At 66.8% G+C, this 21,423-nt stretch carries 15 protein-coding genes; 9 read left to right on the top strand and 6 right to left on the bottom strand.

Annotated features, from left to right (window positions below; all coding sequences use genetic code 11):
- Positions 1-251: 251 nt before the first annotated feature.
- Positions 252-2,153 (top strand): asparagine synthase (glutamine-hydrolyzing), encoded by a 1,902-nt coding sequence (gene asnB, locus ACM0PK_RS07175; RefSeq protein WP_414606965.1) that lies wholly within the window; start codon positions 252-254, stop codon positions 2,151-2,153.
- Positions 2,154-2,932: 779 nt separating this feature from the next.
- Here the strand turns inward: asnB and ACM0PK_RS07170 are convergent.
- Together ACM0PK_RS07170 and queD are read right to left on the bottom strand one after the other, a co-directional pair.
- A complete protein-coding gene (locus ACM0PK_RS07170) occupies positions 2,933-3,280 on the bottom strand; it encodes a phasin family protein (RefSeq protein ID WP_134971482.1) in 348 nt (115 codons plus the stop codon).
- Positions 3,281-3,396: 116 nt separating this feature from the next.
- Positions 3,397-3,759, bottom strand: a complete 363-nt coding sequence (gene queD, locus ACM0PK_RS07165; RefSeq protein WP_005407953.1) for a 6-carboxytetrahydropterin synthase QueD — start codon at positions 3,757-3,759, stop codon at positions 3,397-3,399.
- Positions 3,760-3,950: 191 nt separating this feature from the next.
- Here queD and ACM0PK_RS07160 point away from each other — a divergent pair, with 191 nt between their 5' ends.
- On the top strand, positions 3,951-6,590 hold the full coding sequence (locus ACM0PK_RS07160; protein WP_231352519.1) for a TonB-dependent receptor: 2,640 nt from the start codon (positions 3,951-3,953) through the stop codon (positions 6,588-6,590).
- A 74-nt stretch (positions 6,591-6,664) separates the two neighbouring features.
- Entirely contained in the window at positions 6,665-9,259 is a 2,595-nt protein-coding gene (locus ACM0PK_RS07155; RefSeq protein ID WP_231352520.1) for a M14 family zinc carboxypeptidase, read from the top strand.
- Positions 9,260-9,795: 536 nt separating this feature from the next.
- On the opposite strand, the gene ACM0PK_RS07150 is transcribed toward ACM0PK_RS07155, so the two are convergent.
- Positions 9,796-11,217 (bottom strand): DEAD/DEAH box helicase, encoded by a 1,422-nt coding sequence (locus ACM0PK_RS07150; protein ID WP_180885621.1) that lies wholly within the window; start codon positions 11,215-11,217, stop codon positions 9,796-9,798.
- Between the two features lie 844 nt (positions 11,218-12,061).
- Here ACM0PK_RS07150 and ACM0PK_RS07145 point away from each other — a divergent pair.
- Together ACM0PK_RS07145 and maiA are read left to right on the top strand one after the other, a co-directional pair.
- Positions 12,062-13,051 (top strand): fumarylacetoacetate hydrolase family protein, encoded by a 990-nt coding sequence (locus ACM0PK_RS07145; RefSeq protein ID WP_065179110.1) that lies wholly within the window; start codon positions 12,062-12,064, stop codon positions 13,049-13,051.
- Positions 13,052-13,065: 14 nt separating this feature from the next.
- A complete protein-coding gene (maiA, locus tag ACM0PK_RS07140; protein ID WP_111200780.1) occupies positions 13,066-13,734 on the top strand; it encodes a maleylacetoacetate isomerase in 669 nt (222 codons plus the stop codon).
- A gap of 21 nt (positions 13,735-13,755) precedes the next feature.
- Here the strand turns inward: maiA and ACM0PK_RS07135 are convergent, their stop codons facing one another.
- From ACM0PK_RS07135 to ACM0PK_RS07125, 3 genes are all read right to left on the bottom strand, one after another.
- Positions 13,756-15,240, bottom strand: coding sequence for a UdgX family uracil-DNA binding protein (locus tag ACM0PK_RS07135; RefSeq protein ID WP_414606964.1), 1,485 nt, complete (start codon positions 15,238-15,240; stop codon positions 13,756-13,758).
- On the bottom strand, positions 15,221-16,504 hold the full coding sequence (locus tag ACM0PK_RS07130; RefSeq protein WP_414606963.1) for a putative DNA modification/repair radical SAM protein: 1,284 nt from the start codon (positions 16,502-16,504) through the stop codon (positions 15,221-15,223). The genes ACM0PK_RS07135 and ACM0PK_RS07130 overlap by 20 nt, the downstream gene beginning before the upstream one ends.
- A gap of 130 nt (positions 16,505-16,634) precedes the next feature.
- Positions 16,635-17,762 carry a PilT/PilU family type 4a pilus ATPase gene (locus tag ACM0PK_RS07125; RefSeq protein WP_049416904.1) on the bottom strand — a complete coding sequence of 376 codons (1,128 nt, stop codon included), beginning with the start codon at positions 17,760-17,762 and terminating at the stop codon, positions 16,635-16,637.
- 121 nt (positions 17,763-17,883) lie between these two features.
- Here ACM0PK_RS07125 and ACM0PK_RS07120 point away from each other — a divergent pair, with 121 nt between their 5' ends.
- From ACM0PK_RS07120 to ACM0PK_RS07105, 4 genes are all read left to right on the top strand, one after another.
- Positions 17,884-18,249, top strand: coding sequence for a DUF4398 domain-containing protein (locus ACM0PK_RS07120; RefSeq protein ID WP_005415160.1), 366 nt, complete (start codon positions 17,884-17,886; stop codon positions 18,247-18,249).
- On the top strand, positions 18,246-19,130 hold the full coding sequence (locus ACM0PK_RS07115; RefSeq protein WP_080375071.1) for an OmpA family protein: 885 nt from the start codon (positions 18,246-18,248) through the stop codon (positions 19,128-19,130). The genes ACM0PK_RS07120 and ACM0PK_RS07115 overlap by 4 nt, the downstream gene beginning before the upstream one ends.
- A gap of 324 nt (positions 19,131-19,454) precedes the next feature.
- Entirely contained in the window at positions 19,455-19,691 is a 237-nt protein-coding gene (locus ACM0PK_RS07110; protein ID WP_005407964.1) for an HP1242/YdcH family protein, read from the top strand.
- A 301-nt stretch (positions 19,692-19,992) separates the two neighbouring features.
- Positions 19,993-21,363, top strand: a complete 1,371-nt coding sequence (locus tag ACM0PK_RS07105) for a pyridoxal-phosphate dependent enzyme (protein WP_049416902.1) — start codon at positions 19,993-19,995, stop codon at positions 21,361-21,363.
- Positions 21,364-21,423: the final 60 nt, after the last annotated feature.

Genomic DNA, 21,423 nt, shown 5'->3' with positions numbered 1-21,423 from the left:
TCAGCCGGGGTTGCTGGCGCACGGGCCGGGTCTCAGTCCCGGCAACGACTTGCCGCCCAGCATAGCCTGCCGCTGTTACAAAACGTTACCTTCGTGATACGGCGGGTGACGATCGCTGACAGCAAAGCGACTGACGCGACGGGGCCTGCGGCCGAGCATGGAGTCTTCTCCGCTCCGCGTGCCGTCCCCATGTCGCCCGCCGCCCCCTGCCTGCTGAACCCGTCCCGCCGCCGCCAGTGCGGAGGCTCCCGATGAGCGGCGTGGTCGGGGCCTGGCTGCCGCCCGCCGAGGACGAGCAGCTGCTGCAGCAGCTGGCGCCAATGCTGCGGGCGCTGCAGCAGCGTGGGCGTGGCCGCATCGGTTACTGGACCGACGCCGAGGCCGGCCTCGCGCTGGGCCACTGCCGGGCGCCGGCCGACACGCCGTTGCAGCCGCTGAGCTCGGACTGCGGTCGCTACGTGCTGTGCCTGGACGGCCGCCTGTACAACCGCGCTGACCTGCAGGCGCAGTTGCGCGATCTGCCACGCAGCTGCAGCGATGCACGGCTGCTGCTGCAGGCGATCGTCGAATGGGGCGTGCAGCGGGCGCTGGCGCGTATCGAGGGCGCCTTCGGTTTCAGTGTCTGGGACCGCGAGTCGCGCGTGCTGTGGCTGGCCCGTGATCCGGTGGGCGAGCGGCCGCTGTATTACGGCTGGTGCCAGGGCCGGTTCCTGTTCGCCTCGGAGTTGAAGGCGCTGCAGGCTTTCGCCGGGTTCGCCCCGAGTATCGACCAGGATGCGCTGAGCCTGCTGCTGCGCCACGACTATGTGCCGGCGCCGCACACCATCTACCGCGGCATCCACAAGCTGGTGGCGGGCGCGATGCTGCGCATCGATCTCAGCGACCATGCCGCGGGTTGCTCCAGCCAGGCCGCGCAGGGGGGCGCGCGTTACTGGTGCGCACGCGAAGCAATGCAGCGTGCACTGCAGGAGCCGGTGCAACCGGCGCCGAGCCTGGAACAGGCCACCGATCAGCTTGAGGTGGTACTTCAGAAAGCCATCGCTTCACGCATGCACTCGCCGCTGGCCTGTGGCGCGTTCCTGTCCGGTGGCACCGACTCCTCGCTGGTGACGGCGATGATGCAGGCCCAATCCAACCTGCCGATCGAAGCATGGACGGTCGGCTTCGACGATCCGGGACATGACGAGAGCGACTGGGCGTCGCAGGTCGCGCGCCATCTGGGTGTGCAGCATCACCTGCACCGCATGGACGCGCGCCAGGGCCTGGATCTGCTGCAGCGCCTGCCGCAGGTCTGGTGCGAACCGTTCGCCGACGCGTCGCAGCTGCCGACGCTGCTGGCCAGTGAACTGCTGGGGGCACGCAAGCCGGTGGCGCTGACCGGTGACGGTGGCGATGAACTGTTCTTCGGCCACCCCAGCTATGGCCGCGCGCTGCGCAATGCGCGCCTGTGCGGTGGCTTGCCGGACTGGGTACGCGACCTGGCGCGGCGCAGCGGCAACCGCATGAACGCCGAGCGTGGTCGCTTGGGTGGCTGGCGTGCATTGGTGGCCGAGGTTGCTGCCAACGATGTGGAAGGCCACTACCTGCAGCGGGTGACCCGCTGGCGGCAGCCGGCGCAGGTGGTGCTGGGCGCGCGTGAACCGGTGACGATCTTCCAGCAGCAGGACACGGCGCTGCCGGCCGAAGCGCGCATCCAGCTGCTGGATTTCCGCATGGACCTGGCCGAGGGCATTCTCGCCAAGGTTGACCGCGCGGGCATGGCGGCGGGCGTTGAAACCCGTGCGCCGCTGCTGGACATGGAGGTGGTGCGACTGGCCTGGCGCCTGCCGCAGCACCTGAAGTACCACGATGGCGAACACAAACTGATTCTGAAGCACCTGTTGGCACGCTACCTGCCCGAGCCGCTGGTGTACCGTCCCAAGCGCGGCTTTGGCCCGCCGATGGCGCGCTGGCTGGCCGGTCCATTGCGCGATTGGGCGGAGGCGCTGCTGGACCCGCAGCTGCTGCGCAACCAGGGCTGTTTCGATGCGGCGCGCGTGCGCGGCATCTGGGAAGCGTTCCTGCGCGGCGAGCGCAAGTGGCACACGCACCTGTGGAACGTGCTGATGTTCCAGGCGTGGCACCAGCACTGGCACGGTGGTCGCGGGCGCTGAGGTTCCTTTGCGGTGTGTTCTGCGTGGCGTGTGGCGGATTCGTTCTGCGTGGCGCAGGGCGGAGGCCTTTGCGTACGAATGTCCTCCGGCGCCGGCCGTTGGCCGTCACCTCCCCCTTTACTTCGTACGCAAGGGCCTCCGCCCTGCGTTCGAAATCTATCGGCGCTTTGTTGAAGGCAGCCTGCTCGGTGCCTTGGCCGCCGCAAGCCGAACCTCGTCGGGACGGGCAGGGCCTGGGCAAAGTAAAGGAGGAGGTGACGGCCAACGGCCGGCGCCGGGGGACATTTGCCCAGGCCCCTGCCCGCCCCGGCGGGGCCGTTCAATTCGCGGCGAATCGAAACGAAGGCACGCGTGTGGTGGGTTCATTCTGCGTGGCGCAGGGCGGAGACCCTTGCGTACGAATGTCCTCCGGCGCCGGCCGTTTGCCGTCACCTCCCCCTTTACTTCGTACGCAAGGGTCTCCGCCCTGCGTTCGAAATCTATCGGCGCTTTATTGAAGGCGGACTGATCGCCGCCTTGCCCACCGTAAGCCGAACCTCGTCGGGGCGGGCAGGGGTCTGTGCAAAGTAAAGGAGGAGGTGACGGCCAACGGCCGGCGCCGGGGGACATTTGCCCAGACCCCTGCCTGCCCCGGCGGGGCCCATCAGCTCGCAGGAAATCCAGACGAGGAAGCGCTATTCAATCCAGACAACGGGCAAAAAAAGACCCGGCAGAGGGAGGGATCTGCCGGGTCCGGATTGCATGGGGGGAGGGACCCATGCAATGAGCGTTGCGTCGCGTCAGTGACTGTTCGCGTCCGCCGTTGATTCGTTGTAACCCTGCACCAGTTCGGACCAGGCCTTGCTGGCCTGCAGGCCGAGACCAACCACATCCTGCTGGGCCTGACCCAGCCGCTGCAGGTTGTCCTGCCACAGCTGTGCGCCCCTGTTGAGCATCCCGGCCGTGTCGTCGCTGCGGGCCAGTTCACCCAGCCAGCCACCGGTCGCGGTCAGGTTGCGCTCCATCGCCTTCAGCTGCACGCCAAACATGCTTTCCGCGTTCTCCAACGCCAACCGGTTCGCGCGGGTTGCCGCGGCGGCGAGCTGGCGGGTGGCATCACTGAAGCGATCGCTGAAGGCGGCGGCCATGGGGCATCAGGGAGTGACTTGATGCATTGCAGCATACGCCCTTGATGCGGCAATGCAACAAAAATAACAAAGGCGCTCAGGGCGCCTTTGAAAAACCTTTCAGATCAATGAGTTGATCAGGCCGTCGGACCGCGGTAGCGGCAGCCGGAGGTGCAGGTTTCGTGTACGGTGATCTCGCTCAGCGCCGGCAGGCTGGGCTTGAGTTCGTTCCAGATCCACACCGCCAGGTTCTCGCTGGTCGGGTTCTCCAGGCCGGGGATGTCGTTGAGGTAGTGATGGTCCAGGCGGTCATAGATGGGCTGGAAGGCCGCCTTGACGTCGCCGAAGTCCATGATCCAGCCGGTCTGCGCGCCGGGCTCGCCCTCGACCTTCAGTTCCACCCGGAACGAGTGGCCGTGCAGGCGCGCGCACTTGTGCCCCGGCGGCACGTTGGGAAGGCGGTGCGCCGCCTCGAGCATGAAGACTTTGAAGATTTCCATGGCGCAATTGTACGCCGCAGGTGGCCGGCCATCCTGAGTGGATGTCGGGCTTTCGTGAAGTAACTCTTTCCATCCGGATGAAGAGATGATAGTTTCTCTTATATCCGTATGAAGAGATGTTATTGGCCGGACCCGGGCCAGGCATGGACTACTGCGGAACTTCGTCGTCCTTACCACCTCCCCACATCGTCATGCCCAAGCACACCCTGCTCGTGGCGGCCCTGGCCGTCGCTCTGGCCGCGCCTTTGTCCGCCGCCGCCGAAAACTCCGCCGACGCCGTTGGCGACGCCAATACCCTGGCCGCCGTGCGTGTCACCGGTTCCAATATCAAGCGTACCGATACCGAGGCCTCCAACCCGGTGCAGGTGATCGGTCGCCAGCAGCTGGAACAGACCGGCAAGGCCACCGTGGCCGACGTGCTGCGTTCGATCTCGGCCAACACCGGCAACGCCGCCAACGAAACCACCAACAACGGCTGGGCGTCCGGCTCGGCCGGCATCGGCCTGCGTGGCCTGTCGCAGAAGAACACGCTGGTGCTGCTCAACGGCCGCCGCCTGGCCAACTACGGTTTCCCGGCCGGTGGCCTGTCCGACACCTTCGTCGATCTCAATGCGCTGCCGCTGGTCGCGGTCGAGCGCATTGAAGTGCTCAAGGACGGCGCCTCGGCGGTATACGGTTCCGACGCCGTGGCCGGCGTGGTCAACATCATCACCCGGCAGAACTTCGAAGGCGCCGAGATCGGCGGCAGCTTCGGCGGTGCCGACCAGGGCGGCCTGCACGAGCAGAACCTGAAGTTCGTCGGCGGCCTCGGTGATCTCGACACCGACGGCTACAACATCCTCTTCAGCCTGCAGGGTTACAACCGCGAGCGCCTGGACCAGGACGAGCGCAACCTGACCCGCAGTGGCATCTACACCGACAAGCCCGGTGGCCGCTGGAACGGCTGGTCGGCCAAGGGCGCACGCTACCTGGTCAACGGCGTGTCGGTGCCGATGCTCGATGCCAACGGCAACTGCCCGGCCGGCACCACCCGCGTTGCCAGCGCGCCGATCGATGGCCTGTCCGGTGATACCTGCGGCTTCAACCAGGCACCGTTCACCACGCTGATCCCCTCTACCAAGCGCTATCAGGCCTACGCCAACGGCACCTTCCGCCTGAACGACAACGTCGAAGCCTTCGGCGAAGTGCTGTACAGCCAGATCAAGAGCGCCGCGTGGTTCGGCAGCAGCCCGTTCTTCACCCTGGAAAGCGGCCGCTTCGCACTGAACGCGAACAGCGGCCTGGCCGAGCCGGTGTCGTCGCTGCTGCCGGCCAGCAATCCGTACAACCCGTACGGCCGTGCGATCCCGATCGAGTACACCTTCTTCGACCTCGGCGGCACGATCAAGACCAACCGCTCCACCGCCTATCGCGGTGTGTTCGGCCTGCGTGGCACCACCGCCAACTGGGACTGGGAAGTGGCTGCATTCGGTGCGCGCAGCAGTGAGCGGGAGACTGTGTCCGGTGGTTTCGCCAACCGCTGGGCGCTGGCCAACGCACTGTCCACGGGCAGCTACAACCTGCTTGACCCGGCAGCCACGCCGCAGTCGGTGCGTGATTCGATCAACATCGCCACGCTGCGTCCGGCCGAGTCCAAGCTGCAGGGCATCGATGCGAAGATTTCCGGCAGCCTGGGCCGCACCTGGGCCGGCGAGATCGGCTTCGCCGCGGGTGCCGAGTGGCGCCGCGAGAAGCTCGATTCCAACAACCCGTGGCAGATCGATGCCGGCCTGCAGGTGCGCCCGGCCATTGCCGAAGTGCATGGCCAGCGCGAGGTCAGTGCCGCCTACGCCGAAGTGAACGTACCGCTGGCATCGACGCTGGAGCTGTCCGCCGCTGCACGCGCCGATCACTATGATGATTTCGGCGATGCGTTCTCGCCGAAGATCGGCCTGCGCTGGCAGCCGCTGGACTTCCTGCTGGTACGTGCATCGGCCTCGAAGGGCTTCCGTGCGCCGTCGCTGTCGGAAAACTCCAACAGCACCAGCATCGCCTACGGCAGCGTGGTCGATCCGCGTGATCCTGACGTGCCGGGCTCGCGGCAGAACCCTACCTTTTTCACCGTTGGCAACAACGCGCTGAAGCCCGAGCGCACCAGGAGCGTGAACTTCGGCGTGGTGCTGTCGCCGTGGGCCAACACCAACCTGAGCGTGGACTACTACCGCATCCAGCTGGACAACCTGGTCGGCACCAACAACACCCAGACCCTGGTCAACGACAACGTGGCCGGCGCGGTGCAGCGCGATGAACGCGGCAAGCTGCAGGCGGTCTACAACCGCTACCAGAACCTGAGCGAGCTGAAGACCTCGGGCATCGACGTCGAACTGCGCCAGCGCATCCCGACCGCGGCGCTGGGTGACTTCACCGTGTCCTCGGCCTACACCCACGTGCGCGACTACCGTCGCCCGACCGTGGTCGGTGGCCCGCTGGTCGACTACGCCGGCAGCAACCTGGGCGCGACCCTGCCCAAGGACAAGGCCACCACCACGCTGGATTGGAAGTACGGTGATTTCAACGCAGCCGTGACCTGGTACTACACCAGCAGCTACCGCCAGGAAGCCAGCACCGCAGCCAAGGCCGTGCAGCAGCGCGTCGGCAGCTACAGCCAGTACGACCTGTACCTGGCCTACACCGGCATCGACAAGCTGACGCTGTATGCCAAGGTGCAGAACCTGGCCGACAAGACGCCGCCGTACGACGCCTCGTTCCCGGGCATCCGCGCGCCGTACGACTTCAGCCAGTACGACCTGCGCGGCCGCTACTTCACGCTGGGCTTCGATTACCGCTTCTGATCCACCCGCCGCGGCCGGCCACCTGAAGGGACCGGCCGCGCAACTGTCTGCCGTTGTGTTCCAGGGGAGTCACCGTGTCCTTGCATCGCCGTGCCGTTCTTCCGTTGCTGCTTGCCGCCGCCACTGTACTGTCCTGCCCGCAGCCGGCGCAGGCACAGAGTGCCTATTTCTTCCCGCAGGCCACGGATGCGGCAGCCTTCGATGCAGCGGTGCCGACGCCGGAGCAGTTCCTCGGCTACCCGATCGGTAGCCGCTACACCCGGCACGACCAACTGGTGGCGTACTTCCAGGAGCTGGCCAGACGCTCGGACAAGATCAGCGTGCGCGAGATCGGCCGCAGCTACGAGGGCCGCCCGCTGTTGATCGCCACCGTCACCGCTGCAGGCAATCATGCGCGGCTGGAACAGATCCGCCAACAGCACGCGACCCTGGTCGATCCGGCGCAACCACGCAGCGCGGCCGGTGGCAGCCCGGTGGTGGTGTGGCTGGGCTACAGCGTGCATGGCAACGAGACCTCCAGTGCCGAGGCGGCGATGCTGACGGCGTACTACCTGGTGGCCAACCGCAGTGCCGAAACCCAGCAGTGGCTGCAGCACGCGGTGGTGCTGTTCGATCCGGCACAGAATCCGGACGGCCGCGACCGTGCCGCCAACTGGCACAATGCCTGGGCCTCCGATCCGGCGTCGGCCGACCCCGCCGACAAGGAACATGTCGAGCCGTTCCCGCAGGGTCGCACCAACCACTATTTCACCGATCTCAACCGCGACTGGCTTGCCCTGACCCAGCAGGACTCACGGCCGAAGGTAGAGGTGTTCCACCAGTGGTACCCGAACGTGCAGATCGATTTCCACGAAATGGGCAAGGACAGCACGTACTACTTCGAGCCTTCGCCGAAGAGCATGCACAGCCCGTTGATTCCGGCGCCGTCGTACGAGTTCAACAAGACCCTGGCCAGGTACCACGCGCAGGCGCTGGATGCCTTGGGTTCGCTGTACTACACCGGCGAGAATTTCGACAACTTCTCGCCGGTGTATGGCTCGACCTATCCGGACTTCCACGGCGCGGTCGGCGTCACCGTCGAGCAGGCCAGTTCGCGTGGCCGCGTGCAGGAATCGGTGAACGGCCTGCTGACCTTCCCGTTCACCATCCGCAACCAGGTCGCCACCGGGCTGGGCACGGTGCGTGGTGCGGTAGCTGAGCGCAGCGGCCTGTTCGACCTGCAGAAGCAGTTCTTCCAGAGCGCGCTGAAGCAGGCCGCACAGCAGCCGGTGAAGAGCTTCGTGTTCGGTGATGCGCATGATCCGGCACTGACCCGCCGCCTGCTGGAACTGTTGCTGCTGCATCGCATCGAGGTACGCGCGCTGGAGCGTGCAGTCACCGTCGATGGGCAGCGCTTCGATGCCGGCAGCGCCTACGTGGTGCCGGTGCAGCAGGCGCAGTTCCGCCTGGTGCATTCGATCTTTGCCGAGACGCCGCCAATCAAGGGGGATGTGTTCTACGGCAGCACCAGCTATGCGATCGCACCGGCCTACGGCGTGGCGTTCGCCGGCAGCCGCAGCCGCGTCGACGGTGGCGCACGCGTGACCGCGCTGCCGGCGGAGCAGGGTGCGGTGCTGGGTGGCCAGGCCGGATTCGCGTACGCGATCGACTGGCGCGACTACAACGCCGGGCGCGCGCTGGCCGCGCTGCAGGGCAAAGGCGTGAGCGCACGTGCGGCATTCCAGCCGTTCACCACGGCGACCGCGCAGGGCGACGTCAGCTTCGCCGCCGGCAGCCTGGTGATTCCAGTTGCCGGGCAAACGCTGCAGGGCGCGGCGCTGCTTGAGGCAGTGACATCGGCCGCGCGCGAGGCAGGTGTGCAGGTGCACGCGCTGTCCAGTGGCCGCAGCCGCGAAGGCATCGATCTGGGCAGTGACGGCGTCAAGGCGCTGCGCAAACCCGCGGTTGCGCTGGTGATGGGGGAGGGCGTGGCCGCCACCGAGATCGGCTCGGCCTGGTTCCTGCTCGACCAGCAACTGCACCTTCCGGCCAGCAAGCTGGACCCACAGCAGCTGGGCAAAGTGTCCCTGGACCGCTACACCACGATCGTGCTGTCCGGGGGGACCTACACCGGCGTCGATACCACGGCGGTGGCTGCACTGAAGCGCTGGGTGCAGGCCGGTGGTTCACTGGTGACCTACGGCAGTGCTTCGAAGTGGGCGATCGAACAGAAGCTTGCCGACGGCGAGAAGCTCGGCAAGGAAGAAGAGACTGCCGACGAGAGCCGCCGTGCGTTCGGCGACCAGCGCGACATCGCCGCGATCGAGCGGGTCAGCGGCAACATCCTCAGCGCCGATGTGGACACCAGTCATCCGCTGGCGTTCGGCGTGCCGCGCCGGCAACTGGCGATCAACAAGGAGAACACAGTGACGCTGCAGCCGAGTGCGAACTCATTCTCCACGGTGGTACGCATCGACACGCCGCCGCGGGTGAATGGCTATCTTTCCGAGCGCAACCGTGCGCGGGTGGCCGGCAGCGCGTGGCTGCTGGTGTCGGCGCAGGGGCAGGGCAACGTCGTGCTGTTTGCCGATGATCCGGCGCACCGGAAGCACTGGCACGGGACGGACCGGTTGCTGATCAACGCGATCTTCTTCGGGAATCTGGTGAATCCGAGTAAGGCGCGGGGTTGAGGTGTTTGGCGCCTTGACTGATGCGTGTGGGGGCGCCGGGCGGGCTGCGCAGTACACGCCGTAAACCCGTCCTTGGGGGCTCGATGGCGCCATCCATGGCGCCAACGGTCCTGCGCAGCCCGCCCGGCCGCCCCTCGACGGTTTCCTGCGGGCGCGGACGCATCAGACCCCAAGACGGGAGCAAGGGCAAAAGCAAAAGCACAGCCAGGAATTGCGACTTCGGCTTTTGCCTTTGAACTTGAATTTGAATTTGATCTTTCTTCTCCCGGCTACCCTGCGGGAGAAGAAGGCGCAGGCAATGCTTGAAGCGGATGGGCATGGGGGCAGCGCAGAACCGTTGGCGCCATGGATGGCGCCATCGAGCTTACATGGACGTATTTACAGCGTGTTCTGCGCTGCCCCCATGCCCATCCGCCCTCGGTGCCGCCACCGCGTGCTTCATCACCCGGTAGCCAGCAACAAAAAAGGACGGCGCGTCAGCGCCGTCCCTCGATAGCCTCCCGCGCAACGGGAAGCACAACAGCTGTCAGCTGTGATCAGCCGGCGCGACCGCCGCCATTGCCTCCCTGGCCGCGGCCACGGCCGCCACCATTACCGCCACCGCCACGACGCTGGCCCTGACCGGCGCCTGCACCCGCACGCTGCTGGCCGTTGCCACCGCCCTCGCGACGGCCACCGCCGGCCTTCTTCGGGCCGGCATGCGCATGGCGCGGCGCATCACCGTGCGGACGGCGTGCGTGGCTCTTGCGCGGTGCGCGCTCGCCGGTATCGTGCTCGGCCTTGCCCGGCGCACTGTTGCCCCAGCGGATCGGCGTCTGCAGCTCGAAGCCCGGCACATCGCGGATGTCCATGTCGCGGCCCAGCAGGCGCACGATCGCGCGCAGCAGCTTCACTTCATCCTGCGCCACCAGGGAGATCGCCTGGCCGGTGGCGCCGTTGCGGCCGGTCCGGCCGATGCGGTGCACGTAGTCCTCGGCCACCATCGGCAGGTCGAAGTTGATCACCTTCGGCAGCTCGTTGATGTCGATGCCGCGCGCAGCGATGTCGGTGGCCACCAGCACGGTCACGCGGCCGGCCTTGAAGTCGCCCAGCGCACGCAGGCGCTGGCCCTGGCTCTTGTTGCCATGGATCGCCGCGGTCTTGATGCCCGACTTTTCCAGGAACGTGGCCAGCTTGTCGCTGCCGTGCTTGGTACGGGCGAACACCAGGGTCTGCTCGCGGCTGTCCTGCGCCAGCAGGTGCAGCAGCAGGTCGCGCTTGCGGCCGGCATCGACCGGGTGCACGCGGTGGGTGATGGTTTCGGCCACGGTGTTCTTCGGCGTCACCTGGATCTGTTCCGGGTTGCGCATGAACTCCAGCGCCAGCTGGCGGATGTTGTCCTCGAAGGTGGCCGAGAACAGCAGGGTCTGGCGGTTCTGCTTCGGCAGCTTGGCCAGGATGCGCTTGATCGACGGCAGGAAGCCCATGTCGAGCATGCGGTCGGCTTCATCCAGCACCAGCAGTTCAATGCCGGACAGGTCGACACTGCGACGCTCCAGGTGGTCGATCAGGCGGCCCGGGCAGGCCACCAGCAGGTCCACGCCACGGCGCAGGATGTCCAGCTGGTTGCCCATGCCGACGCCGCCGTAGATGCAGGCGCTGGGAATGCGCAGGTACTTGCTGTAGCCGCGCAGGCTGTCATGCACCTGGGTGGCCAGTTCGCGGGTCGGGGCCAGGATCAGCGCACGCGGCTTGCGCGGGCCGGCACGCACTTCCTGCGAGGCGGTGCCCAGGTGCTGCAGCAGCGGCAGGCCGAACGCGGCGGTCTTGCCGGTACCGGTCTGTGCGCCGGCCAGCAGGTCGCGACCGGCCAGCGCCAGCGGGATCGCCTGCTGCTGGATCGGGGTCGGGGTTTCGTAGCCCTGCTCGGCAAGCGCACGCAGCAGGAAGGGCGCCAGGCCCAGCGATTCAAAAGACATTGAGATTGCTCCAGGTACAAGAAACGCCTGTCCGAGCGGACAGACGGGGGCAGATCAAAGTGATCGGCTGACTCGGAGCGTTCCCGTGAACCGCGCTGCGAGAATTGGGTGCAGCCGGCACGAAGCGCAGGCTGGAATGCGTGACGAACGGCGTCGGAGTGGGGGCGGGCGAAGAGGGCGGACCCTGGTCGCCGGCGATCCCGAAGGGAAACGGACGGCCGCTGCAGACCACGCAAGTCTAACCGATGTTTGAGACTTCACGCAAAAAGGCCGGTTCAGGTAGGGGTTCTCTGCAGGGCTGCGCCCTGCACCCGCAGAGGCTGAAGCAACGTCAAAGGCCGGGTTCCTGTGGGTAGGCGGGGTGGGTCCGGTGGCAGGGGACGCTGCAAGTACGTCCATGTAAGCTCGGTCGCCGCATCCATGCAGCTCACGCCCCTGTCACCGGACCCACCCCGCCTTCGACAGTTTTCCGCGATCTGTCGAATCTCATTCGATCAATTTCGGTGTCTGACGGATCTCGACGATGAATGATGTGGATGTTCGATCAGTCATTGGGAACCTGTCGGGGGTGGGGCGGTGTGGGCGGGCAGGACCGTTGGCGCCATGGATGGCGCCATCGAGCCCCCAGGGATGGGTTTACGGCGTGTCCTGCCCACCCACACCGCCCCGCCATCCCACGGAATGCAGGCTTTTGACGTTGCCGTTGCTTCTGCAGGTGCAGGGCTGCAAGCCCTGCCGAACCCCCTCCTGCGGTAGGGTGGGCCGATGCCGCGCTGCAGCTTGGCGTCGCCGCAGATTTGATTACACTTGAAACTTGTTTGCCCACGACTCCGGACACCCACCCATGAAGCTTGGTTCTTTGAAGGAAGGCGGCCGCGACGGCACCCTGATCGTCGTCTCGCGTGACCTGCGCCACGGCGTGCGCGCCACCGGCATTGCCGCCACCCTGCAGCAGGCCCTGGAGGACTGGAGCCACATCGCACCGCGCCTGAACGCCCTGTACGAATCACTCAACGCTGGCGACGCCGATGGCGTATTCGACCTCGATCCGCAGGCGCTGGCCGCACCGATGCCGCGTGCCTATGAATTCGTCGACGGCAGCGCCTACCTGCCGCACGTCGAGCGCGTGCGCCGCGCCCGTGGCGCCGAGGTGCCGGAGAGCTTCTACACCGACCCGCTGATGTACCAGGCCACCAGTGCGGGGTTCTACGGCCCGCGCGATGCGGTCAAGGTGGTCAGCGAGGACTACGGCATCGACCTGGAAGCGGAGATCGTGGTGATCACCGACGACGTGCCGATGGCGGCCACCCCCGAACAGGCCGCCGGCCACATCCAGCTGGTCGGCCTGGTCAACGATGTCTCGCTGCGCAACCTGATCCCGGGCGAGCTGGCCAAGGGCTTCGGCTTCCTGCAGTCCAAGCCGCGTTCGGCGCTGTCGCCGGTGTTCGTCACCCCCGATGAGCTGGGTGCTGCGTGGCAGGACAGCAAGGTGCACCTGCCGCTGCTGACCCACATCAACGGCCAGTGGTTCGGTGCGCCGGAGGCGGGCGTGGACATGCAGTTCAACTTCGCCCAGCTGGTCGCGCATGCGGCCAAGACCCGCCCGCTGGGTGCCGGCACCATCGTCGGCTCGGGCACCATCGCCAATGAAGACACCAGCAAGGGTGCCTCGTGCTTCGCCGAGCAGCGCGTGGTCGAGACCCTGCGTGACGGCAAGCCGAGCACGCCGTTCATGTCCTTCGGCGACGTGGTCCGCATCGAGATGCTCGACGCTGCCGGCAACAGCATCTTCGGTGCGATCGAGCAGCGCATCGAACAGGCGGCCAAGCCCTGAGCATGGAGGCGGCGATGGAGATTCCGGTCGACGACGGCATCGTGCTGTACACCTACTGGCGATCCAGCGCCGCCTACCGCGTGCGCATCGGCCTGGAGCTGAAGGGCCTGGCCTGGGAGGCGCGGCCGGTGCATCTGGTGCGCGACGGTGGCGAGCAGCACCATGAGGCTTATCGCGCGCTCAATCCGCAGCAGCTGGTGCCGACCCTGCTGCATGATGGGCATACGCTGACCCAGTCACTGGCGATCATCGAGTACCTGGAAGAGCGCTTCCCACAGGTGCCGCTGCTGCCGGCCGATGCTGCGGGCCGCGCACGGGTGCGGGCGCTGGCGCAGCTTGTGGCCTGCGATATCCATCCGATCAACAACCTGCGGGTGATGCAGTACCTGGAACGCGACCTGCAGCTGCCTGCCGACGCCCGCACGCAGTGGACCCTGCACTGGATCGCCGAAGGCTTTGACGCGATGGAAGCGATGCTGGCCAACAGCCGCGACACCGGCACCTTCTGCCACGGCGACCGTCCTGGCCTGGCCGACATCTGCCTGCTGCCGCAGCTGTACAACGCACACCGCTTCGGCCTGGACCTGACGCCGTACCCGACCCTGCGCCGCATCGAAGCGGCGTGCCAGGCAGTGGACGCCTTCGACCGCGCGCGCCCGGAAAACCAGCCCGACGCCGCCTGAAAGCAGAGGGGACGGAGCGGATCACGTCGTAGGTGCATTTACGACTTGATCCCCTCCGTCCCCTTTCTGTTGCAATCGGGCCAGGTCATCGCGGAACAACCGGTAGGCCTCCTCGCGGCGGGCATCGCCGGCCTGTCGCAGCACCCACGCCGGGTGCACCGTGGCGTAGCCGCGGGTGCCGTCCTCGAGGGTGTGCCAGCGCCCGCGGTCACGCGAGAGGTCGAAGTCACGACCGAATACCGAGGCTGCCGCTGTCGCGCCCAGGCACACGATCACCTGGGGCCGCACGCGCGCGATCTCACCCATCAGCCAGGGCCGGCAGGCCTGGATGTGACGGCTCTCCGGCCGCTTGTGCAGCCGCACCTTGCCGCGCCGCTCATGGTGGAAGTGCTTCACCGCGTTGGTGAGGTACAGCTGGGCGCGATCGATTCCCAGCTCCGCCAGTGCGCGGTCCAGCACCTGGCCGGCGGGTCCCGCGAACGGCTGCCCGCGCAGATCCTCGGTGTCGCCGGGTTGTTCTCCGACCAGCATCACCCCGGCCCCTGCCGGCCCCTGTCCGAACACGGTCTGCGTGGCCTGCTCCCACAACGGGCACTGGCGGCAGGCGCTGGCCTGTCCGCGCAGATTGTCCAGGCTGCTGGCTTCGGCTGCCGATGCCGGAGGGTTCGCTCGCAGCGGAATCCTGCGTTGCGGTGCCTGCGCGGGACGGTCATGCATTTCCTGCACGCGGTCGGCCGCATCGCGCACCAGGCGTGGCAGCAACTGCGCTTCAGGCAGATGGCGCCAGTACTTGGCCGGCATCTCCTGCGTCATCATCCGCGTGTTGAGCCGGGCCGGATTGAAAATGCTGGCGTAGTAGGTCTGCCACAGCGACTCGCGTGCATCCTCGGCCGGGGCATCCTCGCGCCGTGCACCGGGGCCGAAGGCAAGCGCCTGCCCATCCCAGGCGACGCTGCGCGAAGGCGTGAGGATGGCCCAGCGCATGCCGGTGAAGCGGCGCGCGAAGAACGGCGCGACCCGGTCGACGATGTGGTGCTGTGGCTCGAACCAGGCGATGAATGCATCAGGCTGGCCAGGCACTTCGCGGAAGCGCACGAATGCCTTCATCTTGTGCGTGTCGCGGCGGACCGCCTGTGCCATGGCCATCGCCCGCAGTACGTCGGCATCGGCGGGGTTTGACAGCACCGAGCGTTCGCCATGGGCGATGCGCCACAGCAACCGGTACAGGAGGGCCATGCGTTGTCCGTCGCGATGGCACAGGCAGGTGGCCGCCAGCTCCAGGAAGTCGCGCGGTACCGTCGGTGCGCCAGCATCGGCCTGTGCGGGTGCCGAGGTGACCGCTGGCGCGTCCAGCAGTGATGCGTCGCTGCCCTCGAGCCAGTCCAGCTGCTCCGGCGTGACGCCACGCAGCAGGGCTTCGCGCGCACCGCTGCGCCAGGCCTCCAGCGACCATGGCGGATCCACCCGCAGCGACCAGCGCTGCGCGTCAGGCCGCGGACGGGGCATCGAACAGCGACCCCTGTCGCGGCGGCGGGGCCAGCTGCGCGCGCAGCGCCGCCGGGTCGTCCAGTGCTTTGCGCGGGTGATGGTCGGCCAGCAGCACGAACGGCAGCAGCTTGCTCATCGGTGCCTTCAGGCGTGCGAGGTCGGCCACGCGCAGCCGCCCGTGACGGCGCGCCATCAGCACGCGCTTGACGTTGCGCACGCCAAGGCCGGGCACGCGCAGCAGCATCTCCTTCGGTGCCCGGTTCAGATCGACCGGAAAGCGCTCGGGGTGGCGGATCGCCCAGGCCATCTTCGGGTCGATATCCAGGTCGAGCATGCCGTCCTGGGTGGTATCGGTAATCTCATCCACGCCGTACCCGTAGAAGCGCAGCAGCCAGTCAGCCTGGTAAAGGCGATGTTCGCGCTGCAGCGGTGGCGGCTGCAGTGGCAACTGCCGGCTGGCGTCCGGAATCGGGCTGAACGCGGAGTAGTAGACCCGGCGCATGCGGTAGTTGCCGTACAGGCTGTCGGCGCTGGCCAGGATCTGCCGGTCGTTTGCCCCGTCCGCGCCGACGATCATCTGGGTGCTCTGCCCGGCCGGTGCGAAACGGGGAGGGCGCGGGCGAGTGCTGCGGCTGGCCGTCGGTGCCACCGCTGCGGGGGCCTTGCGAGCTTCCTTGGCTTCCTCGATGCGCCAGCGCAGTTCGCCCATCGCGCCACGGATGGAATGAACCGTCTTCTCCGGCGCCAAGGCGCTCAGGCCGGCTTCGGTCGGCAGTTCCACGTTGATGGACAGGCGGTCGGCATAGCGCCCGGCACTGGCCAGCAGTTCCGGCGAGGCCTCGGGAATGGTCTTGAGGTGGATGTAGCCGGCGTAGCGGTGTTCTTCGCGCAGCTGCCGGGCCACTTCCACCATCTGTTCCATGGTGTAGTCCGCATTGCGGATGATGCCGCTGGACAGGAACAGGCCCTCGATGTAGTTGCGCTTGTAGAAGTCCAGGGTGAGCGTGACCACCTCATCCACGCTGAAACGTGCACGGGGCACGCTGCTGGAAACCCGGTTCACGCAATAGGCGCAGTCGTAGACGCAGAAGTTGGTCAGCAGGATCTTCAGCAACGAAACACAGCGGCCATCGGGCGTGTAGCTGTGGCAGATGCCCATGCCCTCGGTGCTGCCGATACCGCCGCTGGCGCGCGAATCGCGCTTGCCCGAGCCGCTGGAGGCGCAGGAGGCATCGTACTTGGCGGCATCAGCCAGAATGGCCAGCTTGCGGATGGTTTCCATTGAGGAAACCTACGAATGAGGGGTCTCATTGGATGAGACCGCCCCTGAACTCTTCAGAAAAAGGGGATCGAGGGGATCAAGTCGCCAGTGCATAAACGACTTGATCCCCTCCGTCCCCTTTTTCGTGGGATCAGAAGCCGTGGGTGATGCTGGGTGCGCCCGCCGAGAAATCCGCGTACGGGTCGTGCTCGCCGCTGCTGCCTTCGGACAGGCGGAACTTCAGGGCCAGGCCATCGCGCGAGTCGGCCGCGCGCAGCGCTTCCTCCTGCTCGATGGTGCCGGCCTTGGCCAGCCGGAACAGGCACTGGTCGAAGCTCTCCATGCCTTCTTCCAGCGAGGCTTCCATCGCCGCCTTGATCTCGTGCACCTGGCCGCGGCGCAGCAGGTCGCGGATCATCGGCGTGTTGATCAGCACCTCGGTGGCCGGCAGGCGACGGCCCTCCTTGTTCTTCACCAGGCGCTGGCTGATCACCGCACGCAGGTTCAGTGCCAGGTTCATCAGCACGTTCTTGTGCGCGCTTTCCGGGAAGAAGTTGAGGATGCGCTCGATGGTCTGGTCGGCATTGTTGGAGTGCAGGGTCGCCAGGCACAGGTGGCCGGTCTCGGCGAAGGCGATTGCCGCCTCCATCGTTTCCGCATCCAGGATCTCGCCGATCAGGATCACGTCCGGCGCTTCACGCATCGCGTTCTTCAGCGCGTTGTGGAAGGCATGGGTGTCCAGGCCGACCTCGCGCTGGTTGACGATCGACATCTTGTGCTTGTGCAGGTACTCGATCGGATCCTCGATGGTGAGGATGTGACCGGTGGTGGTGCTGTTGCGGTGGTCGATCATCGACGCCAGCGAGGTGGACTTGCCGGAGCCGGTGGACCCCACCACCAGCACCAGCCCGCGCGGGGTCATGATGACGTCCTTCAGCACCTGCGGCAGGTTCAGCTCCTCGATGCTCGGAATCCGGCTGCGGATGGCGCGGATGACCATGCCGACCTCGCCCCGCTGCTTGAACACGTTGACGCGGAAGCGCCCGGCATCGGGCAGCGCGATGGCCATGTTGAGCTCCAGCTCGCGCTCGAACTGCGGCACCTGGCCCTCGTCCATCAGCGAGTAGGCGATCTTCTTGACCATGCCCGGCGGCAGGCCGGTGTTGCCCAGCGGATAGAGCTTCCCTTCGATCTTGATGTAGACCGGTGCCCCGGTGGTCAGAAACATGTCCGAAGCGTTCTTTTCGGTCATCAGCTTCAGGAAGTAGCCGATATCCATTGCGAATTTTCCCCAACGAAACGGCCGACGCCCGTTGCCAGCACGGTGTCGGCTTGACGACAATGGCCGTGAACCGACAACCGGTACGGCCTCCCCAATGAAACGACTTAGCTTCGCACGAATGCGCCATGGCCTGTATGTGATGGCGTTTGCATTCGCACTGTCTGCCCCCGCCTGGGCGCAGGACGCTGCCCTGGAACTGGCGCAGGCCCGGCAGGCGGTCGACAAGGCCACCCAGGCCGATGCCGACCAGTACGCCCCGGACCTGATCGGGCTGGCCCGGCAGGGGCTGGAGCAGGCCCAGCGCGCCGCCGGCGACCGCCGCGAGCGCAAGAACGCCCCGGCGATGGCCCTGCGCGCTGCAGCCGATGCCGATCTGGCCCGCGTCCGTAGTGAGGAAGCCACCGTCACCGCGCAGCTGCAGCTGCGTCGCAACGAGGTCAACCAGCTGCAACGCCAGCTGTCGACCGGGGAGGACCGCCGGTGAAGCCGATGACCGCCGCAACCCTGGCCGCGCTGCTGGCGCTGCCGACCCTGGCCACGGCCGCCGACAACCCGATGGTGGCGCAGCTGAGCCAGCGCCTGATGGCCATCCAGGCCAACCCCGATACCGCTGAGCTGGGCGCCTTCGAGCGCATGCAGGCGCAGCAGGCGATCGCCACCCTGGACAAGGCCAAGCGCCGCGACCAGGAGCTGGCCACGTACCTGGCCGAGCGCCGGGTGGAGATTGCCGAGACCGCCGTGCGCACCGCGCTGGCCGCGCGCGAGGTCGACCGCCTGGAGCGTACCCGCAGCGACCTGCTGATCGAGGCCAGCCGCCGCGATGCCGCCCGTGCCCGCCAGGAAGCCGAGCAGCTGCGCATGCAGGCGCAGATGCAGGCCGAGGAGGCCGAACGCCTGCGCCAGGCGGCCGAGGCCGAGACCCTGGCCCGCCAGGACGCCGAGAATGCCCTGACCAGCGTGGCCGGCAAGCAGCAGCAGCGTCTGAGCGCTGCCCAGCAGAACGCTGCCAGGCTGGCCCGGGAGGAAGCCGAGCTGGTGTCCGGGCAGAAGCTGCCCGGTTCGAAGTTCGACGCTCGCGGTGAGGTCTTCACCTTCGGTGGTGACGCGTTCGCCGCAGGCGCCTCCAGCCTGTCGGGTGGCGCCCGCAACCAGGCCAAGGCCCTGGCCGAGTACCTGAACATCGGCAAGAAGGGGCGCCTGCGCATCGAGGCCTACGACAGCGCCAACGGCGTGGGCCAGAAGCGTGCCGAAGCGCTGCGCGACGCCCTGGTCGCGGGTGGTGTCGCCAGCAACCGGATCCAGGTCAGCGGCAAGAAGGCTGCGTCCACCCGGGCGCGCTCGGCCGAGGTCATCATCGCGCCGTAATGCATTGATATTGTTTGTTTTTCGTTGCGATGAGCATTCAGCCTGAACCCCGCCCCGGCGGGGTTCGGTCTTTTTGACGCAGGGGTCTTGTACCCCGCCTTGAGCAGGCGTAGGGTCAATCGTCCGGGACGCAATGCCGCGGACCGGACGATGGGAGGGCCGGGCCGATGCAAGCAGGGCGCGAACCGCAGCAGATCGACGTGCGCAGGCCAGTGCCGCAGGTCGTTGCAGGCGTCCAGGTGGTCATCGACCGGCACTCCTCCATGAACAACGCCCCGTGCCTTGCGGCCGGGGCGTTCGTGTATCTGTCGAAGGAGGTCCATCATGTTTGAAGATCAGCCCCAGAGCGAGATCGACGCCCGTCGCGCGCGTGATCCGGAGTTCAGGGCACTCCATGACCAGCACCGCAAGTTGAACAAGAAGTGCATGGACGCGGAGTTGGGTGTACTCCCGATCGATGATGTCACCCTGGGTCGCATGAAGCGTGAGAAGCTGCTGGCCAAGCAACGTCTTCTGCGAATGTACGAAACACCGCTCCCAACGACGTCCCCCACGCTTTGACGCACTCCGTCGCGCCCGGAACGGCGTGACCCGGCCATCGATGGCCCCGCCGGGCGCTTCTGCCCCGGCATCGCGGCACCGCCGATGAGGCGACCGCGCCAAGGCACCACAGGCGGTGGTGCCTTGGCCTGCAGGCACCACTCACCGATGCGAGCGGTACCGGTCTCCTCGTCGATCCGGGGCCGCCCGCATCCCTTTACAGGGCCGGCGGGCGGCATCTCCGCGCCGACCTGACATTCAGCGCCATCCGTCGGATAATCATCGGTCCGGCCCTGCGTGGCGCGAATCGAAAGTCCTCCGAATGCCCATCCATTCTTCCGTCCTCGAACTCATCGGCCAGACCCCGATCGTCAAGGCCCAGCGCCTGGACACCGGCGTTTGCGAGCTTTACCTGAAGCTCGAGAGCGCCAACCCGGGCGGTTCGATCAAGGATCGCATCGGCCTGTCGATGATCGAGGCGGCGGAGCAGCGGGGTGACCTGAAGCCGGGCGCAACCCTGGTCGAAGGTACCGCCGGCAACACCGGCCTGGGCCTGGCACTGGTGGCCCAGCAGAAGGGCTACAAGCTGATCCTCGTCGTTCCCGACAAGATGAGCCGCGAAAAGATCTTCAACCTGAAGGCGATGGGCGCCGAAGTGCGCCTGACCCGTTCGGACGTCGCCAAGGGCCATCCCGAGTACTATCAGGACCTGGCCAAGACCATCGCCGAGCAGACCCCGGGCGCCTATTTCATCAACCAGTTCGGCAACCCGGACAACCCGGCCGCGCATGAGTTCGGCACCGGCCCGGAGATCCTCGAGCAGATGGGCGGTGACCTCGACGCCATCGTGTTCGGCTGCGGCAGCTCCGGCACCATGACCGGCCTGTCGCGTGCGTTCGCCAGGCTTTCGCCGAAGACCGAGCTGGTGCTGGCCGATCCGGTCGGCTCGATCCTGGCCGAGTACATCAACGACGGCGTGCTCAACGACAAGTCGGGCAGCTGGCTGGTGGAAGGCATCGGCGAGGACTTCCTGCCCTCGATCTCCGACTTCAGCCGTGTCAAGAAGGCTTATGCCATCAGCGATGCCGAGAGTTTCCACACCGCGCGCGAGCTGCTGGGCAAGGAAGGCATCCTCGGCGGTTCGTCCACCGGCACCCTGCTGGCCGCGGCGCTGAAGTACTGCAAGGAGCAGACCACGCCGAAGAAGGTGCTGGTGCTGGTCTGCGACACCGGCAACAAGTACCTGTCGAAGATGTACAACGACTACTGGATGCTGGACAACGGCTTCCTGCAGCGCCCGCAGCACGGCGACCTGCGCGACCTGATCCTGCGCCCGTACGGCCAGCGCGACACGGTGGTGATCGGCCCGAACGACCTGTTGACCACCGCCTACCAGCGCATGAAGCTGTATGACGTGTCGCAGCTGCCGGTGATGGACGGTGACCAGCTGGTCGGCATCGTCGATGAAAGCGACGTGCTGCTGCATGTCTACGGCGACGAAGCGCGCTTCCGCGACACCGTGGCCACCGCGATGGTCAGCAAGCTGGACCGGCTGGACGTGAAGTCGCCGATCGAGGCCCTGCTGCCGGTGTTCGACCGCGGGCAGGTGGCGATCGTGATGGACGGTGACGCCTTCCTCGGCCTGATCACCCGCATCGACCTGCTGAACTATCTGCGCCGTCGCGTGCAGTAAGCCGCTGATCGCTGCCGTTCACCGCTGAATTCCGGTTTATTCGCGTCAAAGCTCGTTAAG

Source organism: Stenotrophomonas sp. FR010 (assembly GCF_047520755.2).
Taxonomy (GTDB): Bacteria; Pseudomonadota; Gammaproteobacteria; order Xanthomonadales; family Xanthomonadaceae; genus Stenotrophomonas; species Stenotrophomonas sepilia.
Note: the sequence above shows the minus strand (reverse complement) of the source record. Positions and strands in the feature narration are given on the sequence as shown.

Excerpts from the sequence above, each read along its gene's own strand:
- asnB (WP_414606965.1), top strand. The coding sequence starts at position 252 with ATGAGCGGCGTGGTCGGGGCCTGGCTGCCGCCCGCCGAGGACGAGCAG.
- ACM0PK_RS07170 (WP_134971482.1), bottom strand. The coding sequence starts at position 3,280 with ATGGCCGCCGCCTTCAGCGATCGCTTCAGTGATGCCACCCGCCAGCTC.
- queD (WP_005407953.1), bottom strand. The coding sequence starts at position 3,759 with ATGGAAATCTTCAAAGTCTTCATGCTCGAGGCGGCGCACCGCCTTCCC.
- ACM0PK_RS07160 (WP_231352519.1), top strand. The coding sequence starts at position 3,951 with ATGCCCAAGCACACCCTGCTCGTGGCGGCCCTGGCCGTCGCTCTGGCC.
- ACM0PK_RS07150 (WP_180885621.1), bottom strand. The coding sequence starts at position 11,217 with ATGTCTTTTGAATCGCTGGGCCTGGCGCCCTTCCTGCTGCGTGCGCTT.
- ACM0PK_RS07145 (WP_065179110.1), top strand. The coding sequence starts at position 12,062 with ATGAAGCTTGGTTCTTTGAAGGAAGGCGGCCGCGACGGCACCCTGATC.
- maiA (WP_111200780.1), top strand. The coding sequence starts at position 13,066 with ATGGAGATTCCGGTCGACGACGGCATCGTGCTGTACACCTACTGGCGA.
- ACM0PK_RS07135 (WP_414606964.1), bottom strand. The coding sequence starts at position 15,240 with ATGCCCCGTCCGCGGCCTGACGCGCAGCGCTGGTCGCTGCGGGTGGAT.
- ACM0PK_RS07130 (WP_414606963.1), bottom strand. The coding sequence starts at position 16,504 with ATGGAAACCATCCGCAAGCTGGCCATTCTGGCTGATGCCGCCAAGTAC.
- ACM0PK_RS07125 (WP_049416904.1), bottom strand. The coding sequence starts at position 17,762 with ATGGATATCGGCTACTTCCTGAAGCTGATGACCGAAAAGAACGCTTCG.
- ACM0PK_RS07120 (WP_005415160.1), top strand. The coding sequence starts at position 17,884 with ATGCGCCATGGCCTGTATGTGATGGCGTTTGCATTCGCACTGTCTGCC.
- ACM0PK_RS07110 (WP_005407964.1), top strand. The coding sequence starts at position 19,455 with ATGTTTGAAGATCAGCCCCAGAGCGAGATCGACGCCCGTCGCGCGCGT.
- ACM0PK_RS07105 (WP_049416902.1), top strand. The coding sequence starts at position 19,993 with ATGCCCATCCATTCTTCCGTCCTCGAACTCATCGGCCAGACCCCGATC.